Origin of the sequence: Pseudomonas sp. FSL L8-0168 (assembly GCF_037976155.1) — a bacterium.
GTDB lineage: Bacteria > Pseudomonadota > Gammaproteobacteria > Pseudomonadales > Pseudomonadaceae > Aquipseudomonas > Aquipseudomonas paracarnis.
This window is the reverse complement of record NZ_CP150262.1, coordinates 5,121,529-5,142,514: the sequence shown is the minus strand read 5'-3', so window position 1 is coordinate 5,142,514 and position 20,986 is coordinate 5,121,529. Positions and strand designations below refer to the sequence as shown.

At 61.7% G+C, this 20,986-nt stretch carries 21 protein-coding genes; 10 read left to right on the top strand and 11 right to left on the bottom strand.

Features of this window, described 5'->3' with window-relative positions:
• The first annotated feature begins 163 nt into the window (after positions 1–163).
• Positions 164–1,828 (top strand): bifunctional diguanylate cyclase/phosphodiesterase, encoded by a 1,665-nt coding sequence (locus MHH62_RS23755; RefSeq protein WP_020302860.1) that lies wholly within the window; start codon positions 164–166, stop codon positions 1,826–1,828.
• A gap of 64 nt (positions 1,829–1,892) precedes the next feature.
• Here the strand turns inward: MHH62_RS23755 and MHH62_RS23750 are convergent, their stop codons facing one another.
• Entirely contained in the window at positions 1,893–3,296 is a 1,404-nt protein-coding gene (locus MHH62_RS23750) for a NorM family multidrug efflux MATE transporter (RefSeq protein WP_019819813.1), read from the bottom strand.
• Positions 3,297–3,448: 152 nt separating this feature from the next.
• On the opposite strand from MHH62_RS23750, the gene MHH62_RS23745 reads away from it, so the two are divergent.
• Positions 3,449–4,369 (top strand): LysR substrate-binding domain-containing protein, encoded by a 921-nt coding sequence (locus MHH62_RS23745; RefSeq protein ID WP_014720465.1) that lies wholly within the window; start codon positions 3,449–3,451, stop codon positions 4,367–4,369.
• A gap of 176 nt (positions 4,370–4,545) precedes the next feature.
• Positions 4,546–6,522: a methyl-accepting chemotaxis protein gene (locus MHH62_RS23740; protein WP_014720464.1), complete on the top strand. Its 1,977-nt coding sequence runs from the start codon at positions 4,546–4,548 to the stop codon at positions 6,520–6,522.
• 27 nt (positions 6,523–6,549) lie between these two features.
• Here MHH62_RS23740 and MHH62_RS23735 read toward each other — a convergent pair whose 3' ends face one another.
• Positions 6,550–8,046, bottom strand: a complete 1,497-nt coding sequence (locus tag MHH62_RS23735; protein ID WP_019819814.1) for a YifB family Mg chelatase-like AAA ATPase — start codon at positions 8,044–8,046, stop codon at positions 6,550–6,552.
• Between the two features lie 155 nt (positions 8,047–8,201).
• Positions 8,202–8,465 (bottom strand): accessory factor UbiK family protein, encoded by a 264-nt coding sequence (locus MHH62_RS23730; RefSeq protein ID WP_003195432.1) that lies wholly within the window; start codon positions 8,463–8,465, stop codon positions 8,202–8,204.
• A 423-nt stretch (positions 8,466–8,888) separates the two neighbouring features.
• On the opposite strand from MHH62_RS23730, the gene glnK reads away from it, so the two are divergent.
• The 4 genes from glnK (at position 8,889) to sutA (ending at position 11,669) form a co-directional block, all read left to right on the top strand.
• The gene (gene glnK, locus MHH62_RS23725) at positions 8,889–9,227 is read left to right on the top strand and encodes a P-II family nitrogen regulator (RefSeq protein ID WP_002555808.1); all 339 of its coding nucleotides are present in this window, start codon (positions 8,889–8,891) and stop codon (positions 9,225–9,227) included.
• 34 nt (positions 9,228–9,261) lie between these two features.
• Complete coding sequence (locus MHH62_RS23720) at positions 9,262–10,599, top strand: ammonium transporter (protein ID WP_020302863.1); 1,338 nt, start codon at positions 9,262–9,264, stop codon at positions 10,597–10,599.
• Between the two features lie 209 nt (positions 10,600–10,808).
• Positions 10,809–11,234 carry a secondary thiamine-phosphate synthase enzyme YjbQ gene (locus tag MHH62_RS23715; protein ID WP_003195429.1) on the top strand — a complete coding sequence of 142 codons (426 nt, stop codon included), beginning with the start codon at positions 10,809–10,811 and terminating at the stop codon, positions 11,232–11,234.
• Positions 11,235–11,336: 102 nt separating this feature from the next.
• The gene (gene sutA / locus MHH62_RS23710; RefSeq protein WP_014720461.1) at positions 11,337–11,669 is read left to right on the top strand and encodes a transcriptional regulator SutA; all 333 of its coding nucleotides are present in this window, start codon (positions 11,337–11,339) and stop codon (positions 11,667–11,669) included.
• Positions 11,670–11,796: 127 nt separating this feature from the next.
• On the opposite strand, the gene MHH62_RS23705 is transcribed toward sutA, so the two are convergent.
• The 6 genes from MHH62_RS23705 to MHH62_RS23680 are packed head-to-tail and all read right to left on the bottom strand — an operon-like array spanning position 11,797 to position 16,384.
• Positions 11,797–12,492 (bottom strand): HAD-IA family hydrolase, encoded by a 696-nt coding sequence (locus tag MHH62_RS23705; RefSeq protein ID WP_014720460.1) that lies wholly within the window; start codon positions 12,490–12,492, stop codon positions 11,797–11,799.
• Entirely contained in the window at positions 12,489–13,388 is a 900-nt protein-coding gene (gene xerC, locus MHH62_RS23700; protein ID WP_339232022.1) for a tyrosine recombinase XerC, read from the bottom strand. The genes MHH62_RS23705 and xerC overlap by 4 nt, the downstream gene beginning before the upstream one ends.
• Before the next feature lie 2 nt (positions 13,389–13,390).
• Positions 13,391–14,107, bottom strand: coding sequence for a DUF484 family protein (locus tag MHH62_RS23695; RefSeq protein WP_014720458.1), 717 nt, complete (start codon positions 14,105–14,107; stop codon positions 13,391–13,393).
• 13 nt (positions 14,108–14,120) lie between these two features.
• Positions 14,121–14,951: a diaminopimelate epimerase gene (gene dapF / locus MHH62_RS23690; RefSeq protein WP_014720457.1), complete on the bottom strand. Its 831-nt coding sequence runs from the start codon at positions 14,949–14,951 to the stop codon at positions 14,121–14,123.
• Positions 14,952–14,954: 3 nt separating this feature from the next.
• On the bottom strand, positions 14,955–16,202 hold the full coding sequence (gene lysA / locus MHH62_RS23685) for a diaminopimelate decarboxylase (RefSeq protein WP_003195418.1): 1,248 nt from the start codon (positions 16,200–16,202) through the stop codon (positions 14,955–14,957).
• A gap of 14 nt (positions 16,203–16,216) precedes the next feature.
• A complete protein-coding gene (locus MHH62_RS23680) occupies positions 16,217–16,384 on the bottom strand; it encodes a lipoprotein (protein ID WP_003195417.1) in 168 nt (55 codons plus the stop codon).
• Positions 16,385–16,622: 238 nt separating this feature from the next.
• Here MHH62_RS23680 and cyaY point away from each other — a divergent pair, with 238 nt between their 5' ends.
• The 3 genes from cyaY to rnk all read left to right on the top strand — a co-directional run bounded on the left by cyaY (position 16,623) and on the right by rnk (position 17,721).
• Positions 16,623–16,955: an iron donor protein CyaY gene (gene cyaY, locus MHH62_RS23675; protein WP_014720455.1), complete on the top strand. Its 333-nt coding sequence runs from the start codon at positions 16,623–16,625 to the stop codon at positions 16,953–16,955.
• A 2-nt stretch (positions 16,956–16,957) separates the two neighbouring features.
• A complete protein-coding gene (locus tag MHH62_RS23670; protein ID WP_032873896.1) occupies positions 16,958–17,176 on the top strand; it encodes a DUF1289 domain-containing protein in 219 nt (72 codons plus the stop codon).
• A 131-nt stretch (positions 17,177–17,307) separates the two neighbouring features.
• Positions 17,308–17,721, top strand: coding sequence for a nucleoside diphosphate kinase regulator (rnk, locus tag MHH62_RS23665; protein WP_014720453.1), 414 nt, complete (start codon positions 17,308–17,310; stop codon positions 17,719–17,721).
• Here the strand turns inward: rnk and MHH62_RS23660 are convergent.
• Both MHH62_RS23660 and MHH62_RS23655 read right to left on the bottom strand, forming a co-directional pair.
• Entirely contained in the window at positions 17,718–20,558 is a 2,841-nt protein-coding gene (locus MHH62_RS23660; RefSeq protein ID WP_339233040.1) for a class I adenylate cyclase, read from the bottom strand. The two genes, rnk and MHH62_RS23660, sit on opposite strands and share 4 nt — an antisense overlap.
• 167 nt (positions 20,559–20,725) lie before the next feature.
• Positions 20,726–20,980, bottom strand: a complete 255-nt coding sequence (locus tag MHH62_RS23655; protein WP_014720451.1) for a TIGR02647 family protein — start codon at positions 20,978–20,980, stop codon at positions 20,726–20,728.
• Positions 20,981–20,986 lie beyond the last annotated feature (6 nt).

Sequence of the window (20,986 nt, the reverse complement as noted above, 5' to 3'; positions counted from 1 at the left end):
TGCCGGTTTTGCTACTTTGCCGCAGGATGTGGAGGAATATCCGAGACGATTATTTACAGTCTGCGTATTTGATAACACCTATCATTTGTCATCCTTTGTCATTGTCAGGCCGCACGTCATAATGGCACCGCTAATGAAATTTTGCAGAGTCTAGGGAGTTAGCGTGTCTACGCCTGTCGAACCCTTGCGTTTGCTGCTGCTGGCCGATGAGCCTGAGTGGGCAGCGTTGTTGCGCGAGTGCCTGGCGCCGATGGGCGAAGGGGCTGTGCTGATCAGTGCGCCCAACTGGGACTCGGTAAGCCGCCTGTTCGATGACGACCAGGGTGCTGTGTTATTGACCACGCCCAGCCTGCAGCCAGGCCCTGGCCGGTGCAGCCTGCCGTGTGTATTGCTGCTGGAGCAGGAGCCACTGGTGTCGCCGCTGGGTGTCAGCGATTGGTTGGTGCTGGAGGCATTGGACGCCGACACATTGCGCCGCTGCCTGCGCCATGTGCGCGAGCGCGGCGTGCTGGAGAATACCTTGCAGCGCCTGGCCGAGCAGGACCCGCTCACCGGTATTGCCAACCGTCAGGGCTTCCAGACCTTGCTCGCTGCACGCTTGGCCGACAATGACGGCCGTGGCCTGGCCCTCGGCCATCTGGACCTGGACAATTTTCGTCATGCCAACGATGCCCTCGGCCATCAGGCGGGCGACCGGTTGATCCTGCAAGTGGTGTCGCGGCTCAAGAGCCAGCTCGAAGCCGGGGACCAACTGGCGCGCCTGGGCAGCGATGAGTTTGCCTTGTTGATCGATACCCGCCGGGCACCTCAGCGCGCCGAGTGGATGGCTGAGCGCATCACCGAAGTGATGGCCGAGCCCTACTGGGTGGATGGTGAAAGCCTGTTGATCGGTTGCAGCCTGGGTATGGCCCATGCTCGAGCCCGCGCTGGCGCCGACCCGTTGATGTGGCACGCCCATATCGCCATGCAGCAGGCCAAAAGTACCCAGGGCTGCACCTTCCATATCTTCAATGAGCGCATCAACCGCAACGCCCGCAGCCTGGCCGACCTGGAAAGTGAACTGCGCCGGGCTTTGCGTCGCGATGAGTTGGAGCTGCATTACCAGCCGCGCCTGGACCTGGACGACGGTCATATCGTTGGCCTCGAAGCCCTGGTGCGCTGGCGTCACGGCGAGCGCGGCTTGTTGCCGCCCAGCGAGTTCGTGCCGCTGGCCGAACAGAGTGGCTTGATCGTGCCATTGGGCTACTGGGTCATCTCCCGAGCCCTGCGCGACATGCAAGACCTGCGTGAACGCGGCCTGCCGCCGCTGCACATGGCGGTCAACCTGTCGTTTCGCCAGTTCCAGGACAGTCAGTTGCTGTCTACCCTCAGCCGCCTGATTGCCGAGCGCGGCGTGGAAGCGCAATGGCTGGAGTTCGAATTGACCGAAACCGCCGTGATGCGCCGCAGCGACCTGGTCAAGCAGACCATGGACGCCCTTGGCCGGCTGGGTGTGCGGTTTTCCCTGGATGACTTCGGCACCGGTTTTTCGTCGTTTGTGCACCTCAACAGCCTGCCGATTGCCTTGTTGAAGATCGACAAGAGCTTTGTCGGCGGCATGGAAGAGCGCGAAGAAAACCGCAAGCTGGTGCACGCCATGATCAACCTGGCCCACAACCTCAACCTGGAAGTGGTCGCCGAAGGCGTGGAAACCCCTGAGCAACTTGAACTTTTGCGCTTGTTTGGGTGCGATCAGGTCCAGGGTTACCTGATCAGCAAGCCGTTGCCGTTGCCGGAGCTGGTGGAATATCTGCTGTTTGGTCAAAGCCAGCAGGCGCTGTTGGGCTAAGCCTTCAAAGTGGTTCAAATGTGGGAGCAGGCAAGCCAGCTCCCACATGGACCGCGTGCACTCGCTAGTCAGGCAGTGCCGCTTGGAAACCAACAGGAGCATCTGGCTCCTGCCGAATCATCCGCTTCATCTTCGCCTCAAACGCCCAGGTCAGGCTCACCGCCGCACACGCCAGGCCCAGTGCCAGGCCCCACCAGACGCCGGTGGGCCCCCAGCCCAGGGTGAACGCCATCAACCAGGCCGACGGTGCGCCAATCAGCCAATAACAACCCAGCCCCACCAGGAAGGTGGTCTTGGCGTCCTTCAAACCCCGGATACAACCCATGGCGATGGTCTGCACACCGTCGAATAATTCGAACCAGGCGGCGACGGCCAGCAGGCTCACCGCCAGGACGATGACGTCATGGAACGCCGGGTCGTCATGGTCGAGGAACAGCCCGATCAGTGGGTCGGAAAACAGCCACAGCACTGCTGCGAATCCCAACATCACCATGGCCCCGAATCCTATGCCGACTCGCCCGGCCAGGCGTGCCATCAGCAACTGCCCGGCGCCGTAATGCTGGCCGATGCGCATGGTCACCGCGTAGGACATCCCCGCCGGCACCATGAAGGCCACCGAGACAATCTGCAGGGCGATCTGGTGCGCCGCCAACTGCGTGCTGCCCATGGTGCCCATGCACAACGCCGCAAAGGCAAACAACCCGACCTCTACCGCATAGGTGCCGCCAATCGGCAGGCCCAGGCGCCACAGCTCGCGCAGGTAATGGGTATTCAGGCGCAGCAGGCCGGTGCCCAGCGGGTAAGCGGCGTAGGCCCGGTTGCTGCGGATGTACCACATCAATGCCAGCGCCATGCCGTTGGCGACGATGGCAGTCACCAGGCCGATGCCCATCAGGCCCAGTTTCGGCAGGCCGAACATGCCTTCGATCAAGGCATGGTTGAGCAGGTAGTTGACCACGGTGCCGCACAGGCTGATCACCATCACCGGAGTGGCCTTGCCGATGGCGCTGGTAAAGCCGCGCAGAGCCATGAAGCTCAGGTAGCCGGGCAGGGCAAAGGGCAGGATCGTCAGAAATTGCCCGGCTGCTTGCACGTTGGTTTCGGTCTGGCCAAACATCAGCAGTACCGGCTTCAAGTTCCATAACAGCAACGCCGCCGCCAGCGCCATCAACCACGCCAGCCACAGCCCGGCCTGGGTCAGGCGGGTGGCGCCGTCGATATCGCCCGCGCCATGGCGAATGGCGACCAGGGTGCCCACGGCTGCGATCACGCCGATGCAGAAGATCGCCACGAACGAATAGCTCGCCGCGCCCAGGCCGCCGCCTGCCAAGGCCTCGGGGCTCAGGCGCGCCATCATCAGGGTGTCGGTCAGCACCATCAGCATGTGCGCCAACTGTGAGGCAATCAACGGCCCCGACAGCCGCAGAATGGCCCAGAGTTCGGTACGTGCCGGATGTTGCATGATCATCACACTCGAATAGTCAGGAAGGTGGGGAAGGGTTGATTCTCGGCGCATTCAGCGCATTGCACAAAAGGATAAAAGCGATCGTTGGCATGATTAAAACTCATGCTTGAGCGATTCTGGTAGGGTTTCCAGATTGCGCAGTCGGAGCTTTCAGAATGTCCCGTCGTCTTCCTCCTCTTTATGCCTTGCGGGCATTTGAAGCCGCCTCCCGGCACCACTCCTTTACCCGCGCGGCTGAGGAGTTGTCGATTACCCAAAGTGCGATCAGCCGGCATATCCGTACGCTCGAAGATTATTTCGCCTGCCGATTGTTCCAGCGCAGCGGTCGCACATTGCAGCTCACGGAAGCGGCGCGGTTGTTGCTGCCTGGCGTACGGGAAGGCTTCGCTGCCCTGGAGCGTGCTTGCCATACCTTGAATGCCGAAGATGACATCCTGCGTATGAAGGCGCCGTCCACCTTGACCATGCGCTGGCTGCTGGCGCGGTTGAGTCGCTTCCGCGCATTGCAGCCAGGCAATGAGGTACAGCTCACCAGTGCGTGGATGAGCATCGATGAAGTGGACTTTAACCAAGAGCCGTTCGACTGTGCAGTGTTGCTCAGCAACGGGCACTTTCCGGCGGACTGGGAGGCCAGTTATCTGTTTGCGGAAATGCTGATCCCGGTGGGAGCGCCGAATCTGTTGGACGACGGTCCCTGGGACGTGACGCGGCTGGCAACCGCCGAACTGCTGCACCCGACCCCGGACCGCCGCGACTGGCGTTACTGGCTGCAGCGCATGGGGTTGTCATCTCACGTTTCACTCAAGGGTGGGCAGGTGTTCGACACGCTCGAGCTGGGCATGATCGCTGCCGCCCGTGGCTATGGCGTCTCCATGGGTGACTTGCTGATGGTGGCCGAAGACGTGGCGCAGGGACGCTTGAGCCTGCCGTGGCCCACGGCGGTCGCCAGTGGGGAAAGCTACTACCTGGTGTGGCCGAAAACTCGCCCGGGCGGGGAGCGTTTGCGACGGCTGGCGGAATTTCTTCAGGGCGAAGTCAAGGCGATGGAATTGCCCCAGGTTGAACGCCTCGATTGAGTAGGGCCGGACCGGGTGTGCAATCGTTTGCGGGATACCCCTGTGATTCGCTCAAGTATTGCCAAATGCCGCCGAAGAAGGAGGTTGGAACCATCGTGCATCAACGTTTCCCACTAGATAATTTGCCGAGCAGCGCTATGAGATCAGGATGATCCTGGCCTCGGCCAGGAGCTGTCATGTCTCAACCTCGCGCCCGGATTGCCTCCCAGTTAGGCCTTGCACTCGCCGTGATTCTCGCTGTCGTCATCAGCGGCAGTACGGTCTTTGCCTTGCGTACCCTCGACTCCGCCAACCTCGCCACCCGCGAGGAACACCTGGCCAGCGAGGCGCGTCTGCTCGCCGACCAACTCAACACCTTCCACAGCACCTTGCGCGAAAGCACCCAGCGTTTGAGCGGGCTGTTTGAAAAGCGCTTCGGTGCCGGCTTGAGTGTGCGTGCGGACCAGCCCGTGGCCGTGGCCGGCGTGCAGACGCCAAGCCTCTACCTGGGCAACGAGGTATTGAATAACAACTTCGAAGAGGTGGATGAGTTCAAGCAGATGTCCGGCGGCGTGGCCACGGTATTCGTGCGCAGCGGCGACGACTTTATCCGCGTCAGCACCTCCCTGACCAAGCAGGATGGCAATCGCGCCATTGGCACCGTGCTCGACCGTCAGGGCGCGGCCTACCAGCGCGTTGTGGGCGGCCAGACCTACATCGGCCGTGCCGTGTTGTTCGACCGCTCCTACATGACCCAATACAGCCCCGTGCGTGACAGCAGTGGCCAGGTCATCGCCGTGCTGTTCATCGGTTTCGATTACACCGATGCTCAGAACGCCCAGTTTGAAAACCTCAAGCGCTTCCGCATTGGCCAGACCGGCTCCCTCGCGCTGCTCGATGAGCAAAAGCACTGGCTGGTGCCGCCGGCTGGCGTGCAAGCGCCGGATCAGGCGATTGCCGTGATGCTCGACCTGGCGAAAAAGCCGGGCGCAGGCCGTTTCTGGAGCGACAAGAACGAAGATTTCTATAGCGTATCGGTGCCGTTCGAAGGCGGCCCTTGGGCGGTGGTAGCGAGCATGCCCAAGGCTGAGATTCGCGCAGTGACCTGGGAAGTCGGCATCCGCCTGGTGATCGGCAGTGTGTTGGCGATGTTGCTGGCAGTGGGCGCCACGGTGTGGCTGTTGCGCAGCAAGCTGGCGCCATTGAGCGAGCTGGTGCGCCAGGCCCAGGCGCTGGGCGCGGGCGATTTGAGTGCGCGCCTCAACGTTTCCAGCCATGACGAAATCGGCCAGTTGGCGCGCAGTTTCAACCAGATGGGTGAAGCGCTGTCGACCATGGTGTCGCATATCCGTACCGCGGCCGAACAGGTCAACAGCCGCGCACAGGCGTTGTCGGGCTTGTCCGGTGGAGCCTATGAAGGTATGGAGCAGCAGTCCGGTGAGATCACCAGCATGGCCGGCGCGGTGGAAGAGTTCAGTGCCACCTCGCTGAACATTGCCGACAACATGGGCAACACCGAGCGCCTGGCCCAAGAGAATGCCCAGCAAACTCGTATCGGCCGCACCTCGATGCAAGAAGCGTCATCGTCCCTGGAACATATCGCCACTGCGCTGAACAGCACCGCTGCAGTGATCAACACCCTGGGCCAGCGTTCCCAGGAAATCGGCGGGATCGTCGGCGTGATTACCGCCATCGCCGAACAGACCAACCTGCTGGCGCTCAACGCCGCCATCGAAGCCGCCCGCGCCGGTGAGCAAGGCCGTGGTTTTGCCGTGGTCGCCGACGAAGTGCGCAATTTGGCTTCGCGTACCCGCCAGGCCACCGATGAAATCTCCGGCATGATCCAGAGCATCCAGCAGGAAACTGGCAACGCCATCAGCACCATGGAACACGGCAATGCGCTGATGCAGGAAGGCTTGTCGCGCAACGCCGACGTGGCCTCGGCCCTGGCGCGTATCGACGAGCAAAGCCGCTCGGCCGGTCAGCAGTTCGCGGCGATCACCACCGCCACCCAGGAACAGAGCAGTACCGCGACCTTGCTCAGCAGCAACCTGCAGAGCATTGCGCTGGCCAACAGCGAGCAGCGTGAAGTGGTGTCCAACCTGGCGGTTACCGCCAAGGAGCTGGAGACCTTGGCGGCAGGTTTGCGACATGAGGTGGATCGGTTTCGCTGAAGCACCGCCAAACAAATTGTGGGAGGCTCAGCTGAGAGATGCTGGGCGGTATTGCAGGGCCTCCTTCAGATGATCACGGGTGATGGCGTCCATCTGGTCCAGGTCCGCCAAGGTGCGCGCCACCTTCAGCAGCCGATGGGCCGCCCGCAGTGACAGTGTCAGTCGCTCGCAGGCGGTCTCTAGCCAACCCTCGTCGACCTTTGGCAGCTTGCAGTGCTGGCGCAGCCCCGGCAGGTCCAGAAAAGCATTGGCACACCCCTGGCGTTGCTGTTGACGCTCGCGTGCTTCGGCTACCCGCACCGAGGCATCGGCCGTTGTATCGCCCGCCGGTTGAGTGGGGCTCAGCGCAGTGGCCTCCCGCGCGACGGTCAGGTGCAAATCAATCCGGTCCAGCAAAGGGCCGGATAGCTTGTTGCGATAACGCTGGATCTGCTCCGGCGTACACCGGCAACGCCCGCTGGGTTCGCCCATGTAGCCGCAGGGGCAGGGATTCATCGCCGCGACCAGTTGAAAGCGAGCCGGGAAGCTCACCCGGTCTCGGGCTCGGGAGATCACGATATGCCCCGACTCCAATGGTTCGCGCAGGACCTCCAGTACCTTGCGATCGAACTCTGGCAGCTCATCCAGGAATAACACCCCGTGATGGGCCAGGGTGATTTCCCCCGGTTGTGGCTTCGAGCCGCCCCCCACCAGCGCCGGCCCGGATGCCGAGTGGTGCGGCTGGCGAAACGGGCGGTTTGGCCAATGGCTCAGCGGTGCCAGGCTGACCACGGATTGGATCGCGGCCACTTCCAGTGCTTCCTGCTCGCTCAACGGCGGCAGCAAGCCCGGTAGCCGGCTGGCCAATAACGTCTTGCCGGTGCCCGGTGGCCCGCTGAAAAGCAGGTTATGCGCGCCCGCCGCCGCGATCAGCAATGCTCGCTTGGCCGCGAGTTGGCCCTGCACTTCACGCAGGTCTGGGTAAGGCTTGTTCACGTACAGCAAGCCGTCGGACCTGTAGGGCTCAATCGGCACGTGCCCATTCAGGTGCGCCACCACTTGCAGCAGGTGGTCCACCGCAATCACCTTCAACCCCGATGCCAGGCACGCCTCTTCGGCGTTGGCGCGCGGCACTATCACGGTGCGCCCGGCCTTGCGCGCCGCCAGCGCGGCCGGCAATACCCCCTTCACCGCGCGCACCTCGCCGGACAGCGCCAATTCCCCAAGGCACTCCACGTCATCGAGCATCAAGGCCGGCACTTGCACACTGGCCGCCAGGATGCCGAGGGCAATCGCCAGATCAAAACGCCCGCCGTCCTTGGGCAGGTCGGCGGGCGCGAGGTTGAGCGTGATGCGCCGGGCCGGATATTGCAGCGCCGAGTTGAGGATGGCACTGCGCACGCGGTCCTTGCTTTCCTTCACTGCGGTTTCGGGCAAACCCACCAAGGTGAGAGACGGCAGGCCATTGGCCATATGCACTTCGACAGTGACGGCTGGGGCTTCCACACCGACCTGTGCGCGGCTGTGGACAATGGCGAGGGACATGCTCGTTCCTTGAATGGGAGGGCCGCTTCCTGCGGTTTTTTCAAGGGTAGACGAGGTGGGATGGAGCGGGGCGGGGGAGGTTTTACAGAACGTATCCGGGCGGCAACGCAAAACAAGTGTGGGAGCAGGCAAGCCAGCTCCCACAACAATTGCGTTCACTCAGCAGAAGGTGGCGTCAACCGGGCTTCAAGTTCAGCCACCTTCGCCTCCAGGCTCTCCAGCCGCGCACGTGTGCGGGCCAGCACCACCATCTGGCTGTCAAACTCTTCTCGGCTGACCAGGTCGAGCTTGCTGAAACCACTCTGTAGCAAAGCCTTGAACTGGCTTTCGATTTCATTGCGGGGCAGTGGGGTGTCGCCGCTGAACAGGCGAGAGGCGTGGCCGCTCAGGGCGTCGAGGAAGTCTTTGGGCGCGAGCATTGGACATATTCCGGAAAACAGTTGGCCGGCAGTGTATCACGCAGCGTCTATAGTCATTTCCAGGCCCCTTTGCGCACGGTTTTCGCGCATTGGGGCGGGCGGCCTCGCACTGTTTTGATGCGCATTGCGGCCGCGCAGGCGCCCCGTAGGTGGGCACAAGCGGGTAAAGGATTGATTTCGGTGGTTTTTACGGAGCTGGCAAGGTTTCTGCTTAGACGATCATGACCCATGCACTGATGCAGTCGCTGTGACGAATGCAGTGCGCCGACGGATCCGGGGTACAGGGCTCGTCACCAGTGGTTCGCTGGCGTCGCGACGGCAAATGCCGAGGCGACGATGCGTTACAAAGCCAGGCACTGCGCTTAGACTTGAGACGGGTTTGTTTTCCTGGGGCAAGTCCACCAAATTCGGGAGAGAGTTTTCATGAAGCTAGTCACTGCCATCATCAAGCCGTTCAAGTTGGACGATGTACGCGAGTCACTGTCCGAGATCGGCGTGCAGGGCATTACCGTTACTGAGGTCAAGGGCTTCGGTCGGCAGAAGGGTCATACCGAGCTGTATCGCGGCGCGGAATACGTGGTCGATTTCCTGCCGAAGGTGAAGATCGATGTCGCCATTGACGACAAGGATCTTGACCGGGTTATCGAGGCGATAACCAAGGCGGCCAACACCGGCAAGATCGGTGACGGCAAGATCTTCGTGGTCAATCTGGAACAGGCTATTCGCATCCGTACCGGCGAAACCGATACCGACGCAATCTAAGCCGCCAAACCCCAACGCCCCAGGAGAAAACAATATGACTCTGCGTAAATTCGCAGGGCTCGGAGCCCTGCTGTCCATCGTAATGCCAAGCCTGGCCATGGCGGCAGATGAAGTGGCTGCTCCAGTCCTCAATTCCGGCGACACCGCCTGGATGCTTACCGCCACCGCGCTGGTGCTGTTCATGACCATCCCTGGCCTGGCGCTGTTCTACGGCGGCATGGTCCGCTCCAAAAACATTCTGTCGGTGATGATGCAGTGTTTCGCCATCACTGGCCTGATCAGCATCCTCTGGGTCGTCTACGGCTACAGCATCGCGTTCGATACCACCGGTATGGAACAAGGCGTGGTCAACTTCAATTCCTTCTTCGGCGGCATGGGCAAGGCGTTCCTGGCGGGTGTCACCCCGGCCAGCATCACCGGGCCGGCGGCGCTGTTTCCGGAAGCCGTGTTCATCACCTTCCAGATGACCTTTGCCATCATTACCCCGGCGCTGATCGTCGGTGCTTTCGCTGAGCGTATGAAGTTCTCCGCAATGCTGATCTTCATGGCTATCTGGTTCACCCTGGTCTACGCGCCGATTGCGCACATGGTCTGGAGCGGCAACGGCGGCCTGATGTGGGACTGGGGCGTGCTGGACTTCGCTGGCGGCACCGTTGTGCACATCAACGCGGGTGTGGCTGGCCTGGTGGCGTGCATCGTGCTCGGCAAGCGCAAAGGCTTCCCGACCACCCCGATGGCACCGCATAACCTGGGCTATACCCTGGTGGGCGCGGCCATGCTGTGGATCGGCTGGTTTGGCTTCAACGCCGGTTCCGCCGCGGCGGCCAACGGCACCGCGGGCATGGCGATGCTGGTAACTCAAATCGCTACAGCAGCTGCGGCCCTGGGCTGGATGTTTGCCGAGTGGATCACCCACGGCAAGCCCAGCGCACTGGGTATCGCCTCGGGCGTGGTCGCCGGCCTCGTCGCCGTGACGCCTGCGGCGGGCACCGTGGGCCCGATGGGCGCCCTGGTGATTGGCCTGGTCGCCGGTGTGGTGTGCTTCTTCTGTGCTACCAGCCTCAAGCGCAAGCTGGGTTATGACGACTCCCTGGACGCTTTCGGCGTGCACGGTATCGGCGGCATCGTCGGTGCGATCCTTACCGGTGTGTTCGCTGCCCCGGCGCTGGGCGGCTTCGGCACCGTGACCGACATCGCAGCCCAAGTCTGGATCCAGTGCAAAGGCGTGGGCTTTACCGTGATCTACACGGCGATCGTGACCTACGTCATCCTCAAGGTGCTCGACATGGTCATGGGCCTGCGTGTCACCGAGGAAGAAGAGGCGGTTGGCCTCGACCTGGCGCAACATAACGAGCGCGGCTACAACTTGTAACCAGGCGAAAAAAACATGCCCGGCTTGCCGGGCATTTTTTTGCCTGGCGTTTGTCTGTGGCTAAAGGCGCATGGGTTTTTTATCGACTTTGTGATGGGATCCACACAGCACTTTTAAGGGTGCAAATGTCTTACAGGCATGAAGGCGTATTCGGCACTTTGTTTTTTCCCAGAGCGCGCTAGAATGCGCGCCGATGGGCGGAGAACTGTATGTGGCAACAGACCCTGATTACCCTGCGGGCCAAGCCCCGGGGCTTTCACTTGGTAACGGACGAGTTGCTTGCCGGCTTGCCTGAATTGAAGGCGTGCCGTGTGGGCCTGTTGCATTTGTGGCTGCAGCACACCTCGGCCTCGTTGACCGTCAACGAGAATGCCGACCCGGCGGTTCGCCGTGACTTCGAGCGTTTTTTCAACCTGCTGGTGCCACAAGGTCGCGCAGGGTTTGAACATAACGACGAAGGTCCGGATGATCTGCCGGCGCACTTCAAGGCCAGTCTGCTGGGCTGCCAGCTGAGTTTGCCGGTCAAGGCCGGCCGCTTGGCGATAGGGACCTGGCAAGGTGTTTATCTGGGCGAGCACCGTGATCATGGCGGTGCTCGTAAAGTCCTCGCCACCTTGCACGGTGAAGGGGCATAAGCCACTGGTGATTCAGTGGATGTTGATTTTTTTCCGGCAACCTCGACAGAGGGTGAAGCTGGGCTATAACTAATCTGCTTTTCGCAAGTCATGAGGTAGAACATGAGCGACGATGATCTGGAACAAGACGACCTCGAAGTAGGTGATGAAGACGACACCGAAGACGGTCTTGAAGTTGCGGCCGAAGACGTTGCTGAGGACGTCGATGACAGTGTTGGCGATGACGCGGCTCCCAAAGCCAAAGGCAAAGCCAAGGCGGCTGTGTCGGTAGACGAGTTGCCGAGCGTTGAAGCCAAGAACAAAGAGCGCGATGCCCTGGCCCGTGCGATGGAAGAATTCCTCGCTAAAGGCGGCAAAGTGCAGGAAGTCGAGGCCAACGTGGTGGCTGATCCACCGAAGAAGCCGGATAACAAGTACGGAAGCCGACCTATCTGAGGTCTGCCTCCTGCTTGTAAGAAAAAGCCCGCCGTCGCTGCGGGCTTTTTCATGCCTGGAGCAATTTACCGGTTTGCTGCAATACCCTGTGGGAGCAGCCAAGCCAGCTCCCACATTGGGGCCAGTGTTAGCTCCAGCGACTCAGCAGTGGCGGTAACTCCGTCAGGCTGCGAATCTGCGCATCCGGGCGCTTGTCACCCTCCCAGGCCTTGCCCGTGGGGTTGAACCACACTGCCCGCAGTCCCGCCTGCTGCGCGCCGGCGATGTCATCCCCAGGATGATCGCCCACATGCACTGCCGCGCTGGCGTCCACACCGCCACGTTGCAGTGCTTCATGAAACAGCCGTGCGTCCGGCTTGGCGATGCCGATATCTTCAGCGCGCAGGGCAAAGTGAAAGTAGTCCGCCAGGCCCACACGCTGCACATCGGCATTGCCATTGGTGATCACGCCGAGCAGGAAGTGCTGGCGCAGCGCCTTGAGCATCGGCTCGGCTTCCGGAAACACGGTGAGTTGGTGGCGTGCGTGGATGAACGCTTCGAAGCAGACATCCGCCATCTCTGTGGCCTCAGGTTGGGGATAACCGGCCTCCTCGAACGCATGCATCAACACGCGGTGGCGCAGCAGGCTGATACGGTGTTTGAGTTCGGGATGACGCTGCAGCACCTGCTGGCGCAGGCTGGCAAAATGCTCAAGGGGCAGGTCGCCGACCTTGGACGCGTGGGTCGCCAGCCATTCGCGCATCGACGCTTCGGCGCTGATGATGACGGGGACGTTGTCCCAGAGGGTGTCGTCCAGGTCGAAGGTGATCAGCTTGATACTCATGAGTCGCCGCCCTTGATGCGTTTGGCCCGTGGATGGACGCTGTCGTACACCGTTGCCAGGTGCTGGAAGTCGAGGTGGGTGTAGATTTGCGTGGTCTTGATATCCGAGTGCCCGAGCAGCTCCTGTACGGCGCGCAGGTCCTGGGAGGATTCGAGCAGGTGGCTGGCAAAGGAATGACGCAACATGTGCGGGTGCAGATTCTGCCCCAGCTCGCGCTCGCCGGCAGCCTTGACCCGCAGCTGAATCGCCCGCGGCCCCAGGCGCCGGCCTTGCTGGCTGACAAACACGGCATCGTCTGCCGGGTTGGTCAGAAGGCGTAGCGGCAGCCATAGCTGCAAGGCTTCGCGGGCTTTCCTGCCCACGGGCAGTACGCGCGTCTTGCTGCCTTTGCCGAGCACTTGCACCAGGCCATCGGCGAGGTCCAGTTGATCCAGGTTCAGGCCCGTCAACTCCGACAGGCGCAGGCCCGAGGAATAGAACAGCTCGAGGATTGCCTGGTCGCGATGGGCCAGGAAGTCATCCTCGACGGCACCGTCGAGCAATTGCAGGGCGCGGTCTGTGTCCAGGGTCTTGGGCAGGCGCCGTTCGCCTTTGGGCGGTGACAGGCCATTGGCCGGGTCGTGGTCGCACAGCCCTTCGCGATTGAGGTAGTGATAGAGGCCGCGCACCGCCGACAGCAGGCGAGACAGGCTGCGGGAGGATTGGCCCTGTTGGTGCAACCGGGCGATCAGGCTGCGCAGGGCCTGGATATCCAGGGCCTTCCAGCTGCTGACGTGCTGCTTTTCGCAATAGGCCAGGACCTTGTTCAAGTCCCGCCGATAAGCTTCCAGCGTGTGGGACGACACCTGGCGCTCATTGCGCAGGTGAGCGCAGTAAGCGTCCAGTTGCCGCTCCATGATCAGCGCACCGCGCGCAGGGTGGTGGTGTGGCGTGGCAGGACGCGGCCCAGCACTTCGGCGATATAGGTCAGGAACAACGTGCCCACCGAGCTTTTGTAGTGCGCCGGGTCGCGGCTGGCGATGGCCAGTACCCCGTGCAAGCCTTGATGGCTGAGGGCGATGACAGCCGTAGAGCCGATCTGCTTGCGCTGTTCGGCGCCAAACAGGAAGTCCAGCTCATGCTCGCGCAAGGTGCCGCTGACGGTTTTGCCTTCGGACAGCAGGCCGCCGATGGCCGTCTGCGCTTCGCCACCTGTGACCCAGCGGCCCACCGGCATCGGGTTGTCGCTGAACAGGATCAGGCTGACGAAGGGCACCTGGAAATCCTCACGCAGGCTGTCTTCCACGGCGATCACCGTTTCTTCCAGGCTGGTGGCATCCATCAGGGTCAGAATCAGGCGGCGGGTCTTGTCGAACAAGCGGTCGTTGTCGCGGGCCACGTCCATCAGATGCGAGAGCCGGTGGCGCATTTCAATATTACGCTCGCGCAGGATCTTCATCTGCCGCTCCACCAGCGATACGGTATCGCCGCGCTGGTGAGGGATGCGCAGGGCCGGCAGCAGTTCTTCGTGCTCGACGAAGAAGTCCGGGTTAGCCTCAAGGTACGCCGCGACAGCAGCGGCCTCCAGGCTTTCACTCGGGGTAGCGTGTGCGGGTACTTGAGGCTTATCGGTCATTAGCTTGGCTCACTCATAGACGGACCTGTCCTTCGTATACGCGCGAGGCCGGCCCGGTCATCATCACCGGGTGGCCAGGGCCTGCCCATTCGATGGACAAACGTCCGCCGGGCAGGTCGATCAACAGCGGCGAATCCATCCACCCCTGGCTGATCGCAGCCACGGCAGCGGCGCAAGCACCGGTGCCGCAAGCCTGGGTTTCGCCGACGCCGCGTTCCCATACGCGCAATTGCGCACGGTTGCGGTCGATCACCTGCAGGAAGCCCACATTGGCCCTTGCCGGAAAGCGCGGGTGATGTTCGATCTTCGGCCCCAGTTCGTGCACGGGGGCGTTATTGATGTCGGTGACCCGCAGCACTGCATGAGGGTTGCCCATGGACACGGCGGCGATGTCGACGGTCTTGCCGTCTACATCCAGTGCATAACTGGTGGCCTGCTCGCTGGCCTGGAACGGAATATCCGCCGGCACCAGGCGTGGGGCGCCCATGTTGACGCTGATCTGGCCATCGTTGCGGATGTCCAGTTCGATCACGCCGCCTTTGGTTTCGACGCGAATCTGGCGTTTGGCAGTCAGACGCTTGTCGAGCACAAAGCGCGCAAAGCAGCGCGCGCCGTTGCCGCACTGTTCCACTTCGGAACCGTCGGAGTTGAAGATCCGGTAGCGGAAATCCACCTCCGGGTTGCTCGGCGCCTCGACCAGCAGCAACTGGTCGAAACCGATCCCGGTGTGGCGATCACCCCACTGTTTGGCGTGCTTGGGCAGGATGTGCGCGTGCTGGCTGACCAGGTCGAGGACCATGAAATCATTACCCAGCCCGTGCATCTTGGTAAAACGCAGCAGCATGGCTTACTCCGGCAGCAGGCTTTCGCCAGCATACAACTCGGCTACCGTCTCGCGGCGACGCACTTCAAATGCTTGATCACCGTCCACCAGCACCTCGGCGGTACGCCCGCGGGTGTTGTAGTTGGAACTCATGACAAACCCGTAGGCACCGGCCGAATGCACGGCCAGCAGATCACCTTCCTCAAGCGCCAACTCACGATCCTTGGCGAGGAAGTCGCCGGTCTCGCAGATGGGCCCGACGATGTCATAGGCGCGGGCTTCGCTTGTGCGCGGCGTCACGGCGGTGACATCCATCCAGGCCTGGTACAGCGCCGGGCGGATCAGGTCGTTCATCGCCGCATCGACGATGGCGAAATCCTTGTGTTCGGTATGCTTGAGGTACTCGACCTGGGTCAGCAACACGCCAGCGTTGGCGACGATGTAGCGGCCCGGCTCGAACATCAGCGTCAGGTCGCGGCCTTCGATGCGTTCGCGCACGGCCTGGATATAGTCGGCAATCAGTGGCGGCTCTTCATCGCGATAACGCACGCCCACGCCACCACCGAGGTCGATGTGGTGCAGGTAGATGCCGCACTCGCCGAGGCGGTCGATCAAGGCCAGCAGGCGGTCGAGGGCATCCAGGAACGGTGGCAGGGTGGTCAGTTGCGAGCCGATATGGCAGTCGACGCCCAGCACTTCCAGGTTCGGCAGTTGGGCTGCGCGGATGTACACGTCCTCGGCGTCGGCGATGGCAATGCCGAACTTGTTCTCTTTGAGACCGGTGGAGATGTACGGGTGGGTGCCGGCGTCGACATCCGGGTTGACGCGCAGGGAGATCGGCGCGCGAACGCCCATTTCGGCGGCAACGACTTGCAGGCGCTCCAGTTCGTCGGTGGATTCGACGTTGAAGCAATGCACGCCGACTTCCAGGGCGCGGCGCATGTCTTCGCGGCTCTTGCCGACGCCGGAGAAGACGATTTTGTCCGCCTGGCCACCGGCGGCCAGTACGCGTTCCAGCTCGCCACGGGACACGATGTCAAAACCAGCGCCAAGACGCGCCAGGACATTGAGTACACCCAGGTTGGAGTTGGCCTTGACTGCGTAGCACACCAGGTGCGGCACGCCGTCGAGGGCGTCGGTGAACGAGCGGTATTGGGCTTCGATATGCGCACGCGAGTACACATAGGTCGGGGTGCCGAAGCGCTGGGCAATCGCGGACAAGGCCACGCCTTCCGCGAACAGCTCGCCGTCCCGGTAGTTAAAAGCGTCCATAAGTTTCCCTTAACTTAGTAGGTGTCGTGCTTATGGGCTTTTGACGGCTTTTGCGACGATTGCGCCTGTTCGTTTGGATCTTTGCTGTCATCCGGCAGGTACAACGGGCCTTTCTGGCCACAGGCACTAACGAGGCAAGCGACCGCGACGAGCGCAGCAAGGGAAGAGATCAGGCGCTTCATGGCGAAATCCTTGAATATGCATTAATTGCGCCCGAGTATACCGACCACCCGCCAGCTTGCCTATGCGCCGCAACACCCGTCCGGCGGGGGTTTGCCGAGACAGTAGGGAAGCAGGCTACGATGCCTGGGGATATTTCGTACCGTCATCCGTGATGAAATCAGTATCCTTTGCAATCGGCGAGGCTCGCCCGTATCGTGCGGCGCTTGAGCAAAACCAGACACTTTTGAGGTTGCCACAATGAGTTTGACCGAAGCCCGTTTTCACGACCTGGTGGATGCCACCCAGGAGAAGCTGGAAGATATTTTCGACGACAGCGACCTGGATGTGGATCTGGAAAACTCGGCCGGTGTGCTGACCGTCAAGTTCGAGACTGGCCCGCAATTGATCTTCAGTCGCCAGGAGCCTCTGCGTCAGCTGTGGCTGGCGGCGCGTTCCGGTGGCGTTCACTTCGACTACGATGAAGAAAGCGGCAAATGGCAGTGCGACAAGAGTGAAGAGTTGCTGGGTGAGATGCTCACCCGACTGGTCCAGGAATACACCGGCGTCGAGCTGGATTTCGACGAGGTCTGATGGTGAGTGAGCCTGCAACCGTACGCCCGCCCAAGCCGCTGTTCAGCAATGTCAGCCCGGCAGTGCCGTCACCTTGTATCAGTTTGTGTCGCCTGGACGAGCAGAAAGTCTGCCTGGGCTGCTTCCGCCACGTGGAAGACATCCGGGAATGGCGCTCTGCCGACGATGCGCGGCGCCGGGTGATCTGCGCCGAGGCTGAACAGCGCAAGGCGAGCGCCTGACGGCGTCTTGTTTATTTGTGTCGCTGTGGTAGTGTCCGGATACACCTCCATTCATCGAGGTCCGTGAGAACCCCGCCTTTTCCTGGCGGGGTTTTGCTTTTTTGTGCAGAAAAAAGGAGTCTGCCTGAATCATGACCACCGCACCGTCCATCATTCTTACCCGTCTTGACGTGCAGCGTCTGGAGCAACTGATCGACCGCTTGGGCGACGAGTTTCCCGGCGCCCGAGCGTTGCAAGCCGAACTCGACCGCGCCGAAGACGTGGTTGGTCACGATGAAGTGCCTGCGGGTGTCGTGACCATGAACTCCAGCGTGCATTGCCGTGAGCAAAGCAGCGGCAAGGACTATCACCTGACGCTGGTCTACCCCAAGCACGCGAACGCCGACGAAGGCAAGATTTCGATCATGGCACCCGTGGGCAGCGCATTGCTCGGCCTGCAAGTGGGCCAGCACATCGACTGGCCGGCGCCAGGCGGCAAGACCTTGAAGCTGGAATTGCTCAGCGTCGAAGGCCAGCCCAAAGATGGCGGCGCCTTCCCGCTCTAAACCTGATTCAAGGCCGCATTGAGTGACTGTTCCAGTTCGGCTTTATAGCGCAGGTACAGATTGCTTGGGCTTTGCACATCACCGAGCAGTCCCGACAGATCCAGATCAGTGATATAGCAGCGGTAACGCTCGGTTTCCCGACGTTGCCCGACGATCTCCCGGGCGACCACCGTAAACAGCTGGTCGCCAAATTCCAGTTCGCAAAACTCCCGCTGATTGCAGTACAGGGTGATCCCTACGTGGCCTGGCGTGCCTTTGCCGATAATGGCCTGCACGTCATAAAACGCCTTGTTGGCCGGGTCTTGCGGGGCCGGCCTTGGCTCAACGCCCCGCGCACGGCCGCTGCCCGATGGCAACAGTTGGTAATACAGGATCTGTATCTCGCCCGCGGGTTGCTGGGTGTCCAGGGACGATAGTGCTTCGCGGCGATACAGGATCGATTGCAAAAAGCGCTGCAACGGCGCCAACAGGCTTTGCTCATCATGAAATGGCAAGCGCTGTTGCCAGAGCGCGTTGAATTCGTCGAGCACGTAGACGTCGGCGAAGCCTTCATTGACGCGGTAGAACACCTGCACACACTCGGCTTGGCCCATGGGCAGCAGCAGCGCCAGGTCGTGGTCTTCCAAGGCCATGGCGTCCAGGTGCCACGGGCTATAGCTGACCAGCTCCTCGCTGAGGTAGGCGATCAGCGCGTCCTGGGTCGGCAGTGACACATGGGTGGCCTGGCCCGGTACCAGTTCCATGACGTGATAATGCTGCTGCACCTGGAGCAGGTAGCGATGATTGCCCTGGCCGAGCAGCAGATGCTGCGCGGTGTCGAATACCTCTTCCACCCGCTGGGCAATGAACTGTGCCCGGTTGTGGCAAAAACAACGCACTCGCAGGCGTGGCAGATGGTTCGAGGGCAGTTGGTTGAGGTAGTCGCGCAGGCAGTCGAGCAGGGCGTGGGGGCCGTCATAGCGGCTGACCATCACTTCGTTCCAGCTGTTGAGCGTGACCTGGTCCAGGGTCAGCACCAGATTGTCGCGCACGCCGGCATAGCTCAGGGAGTCGGTGCGCTCTGTGGTCATCAGGATATTCAGGTCGCGATGATGTTTGAGCGGGTCAACCCCAACGTTGATCAACAGCAGCACCTCTTCCGGCACTGCCGGGCGCAGCAAGCGGCTCTCATCGACACTGGACAGGGGCAGGGCGATGGTCTGTTGCAGGCTGCCCAATAGGTTGAACAGCTCGAACTCGGTCATGTCGCTGGTGCCGGGGTGCAGCGCCAGGCGGGTGCTGCTGTCGATCACGCCGTTGCGATGGCACCAGGTGAGCATTTCCAGCAGGTCGCGGCTGCGTTTGATCGGGGCGAAGTGTTCCCACTCCAGAGCGGTAAGGTTGCCGTTATACAGGCCCCAATGGTGCTGGCCCGGCTCCTTGCGGTTGGGCGACTGCACCAGGGTCAAAGTGTCTTCGGCCAGGTCCGGGGCGATGCCGGGGTTGATGAACTCGACCTTGCCGGCCTTGCGCTCGAACGCCGCATACAAGCGGCGGCCCAGTACATTGAGTTCGCGTTTATTGACCGCGCTGGCGGTGTGTTCGCTGCGGGTGAACTGGGTGAGGAAGCGGTAGCTGTAGTTCAACTCATTGACCAGAGCACGGCGCTCGGAGGCGACCTGGCGCACTTTCCATTGGCTGCGGCTGTCCAGCAGGGCCAGTTGGCGCGTGTCCCAGCCCCACTCATGCGCCAGGCGTTCCAGCAGCTGCCGTTGCCAACCGGCAGTGCGCTGGCCGGCGCTGAGCTTGCGGTTGACCTTCAGGTACAGGCTGCGGCGCACCAGTTCCAGGCGCTCCAGCTCGTTGCGGGCCTTGAGGTATTCCTCGATACGGCGGTAGACCATGATGTACGGGTCCAGCTCATCCAGGTCTACCTGATGGCTGAACACCGCCTGTTTGAAGCGCAGGCTCAGGCATTGCACCTTCGGGTGTTCGCTGGCGTAGACCTCGGTCAGCAGCAGCTTGAGCACCGATTTATAGGGCGACTCGATGCCCTTGAACAGTTGCCACAGCCCGGCGCCAATAAACTCCCCCGGAGGAATATGAGCCAGATGGCCGAGGTCGAGGGTTTCATCGGCGCGGATAAAGCGCTTGGACACCAGGGCGTGAGTAAATTCGGCGTAGCGGTTTTCTTCGTAGACCGGTACCAGCCACCAGATGGGGGTGCGCCCGGCCAGCCAGATCGCGGTGCGATAGAACTCATCCAGCAGCAGGTAGTGCTGGGTGGTGCCGCAGTCGTCGGAACTCAGTGGCGTATCGCGATCACCCAACACAAAGCGCGTCGGCTCGATCAGGAAGAAATGCGCCTCGGCGCCCATGCTCAAGGCCCAGGTTTCCAGCAGTTGGCACTTTTTGCGCAGCTCGGCCAGCTCGGTCTCGCTCAGGTCGCGAGCGTGGCATACCCACACGTCCATATCGCTTTGATCGGCCTGCGCCAGCGTGCCAAGGCTGCCCATCAGGAACAAACCGTGGATCGGCGTAGGCGGGTTGCCATGGCGCGGTTTATAGGAGAACGAGCGGGTCAGGCGTTGGGCATCGGCCAAGGCCTGGGCGTCCGGTTCGAAATTCGACAGGCCAGCCGGTGTGTTACTGGAGACATAGCCCGGCAACAGCGGATGATTGACGTGGAAAAACAGCGGCAACAAAGCCAGCACGCTTTGCTGGCGTGGCGTCAGCCCCTCGACGGCCCGGGCCATGCGGCCTTGATTGAGGGTCATGAAACGCGCGCGCAGTTGGGTCAGCACCTTACGGTCGATGCCTTCGTCCAGATCGGGGCGGATTTCATGGGTGCGGGTCATGTCGAACTCGGTGGCTCGCAGCCCGACGCGGGCGGCCATGCAGGAGTTTACAGACAGTAGCGTAGGAGTTTTAGAGGGAAGTGGCTTTTTGGCGTCAGAATTTCGTATGCCGCGCAGCAACACCCGCGGAATCCGCAGGCGGCGGACTCCATGGGCGGTATCAAGTATCAGGCGGCTTCTTTGGTGTTGGCAGTGGTCAGGATGGTCAGCAGGGTTTGGGCTTGCTCGGCAGCGTCCCGGCCAAGGCTCGTCAGGTAGCCCCCGTCCGGTTGGTCAATCAGCCCTTTGGCATGGAGGCGCTTGGCAGCGGCGATGGCAGTAGGGGCGGCAGTCTGATGGACTTTCAAGCCTTCCTTGGTGCTGTCCAAGGGGAAGAGTACAAGGATTTCCAGTTCGGCAACCAACTCAGGGGTATACGACATAAGGAC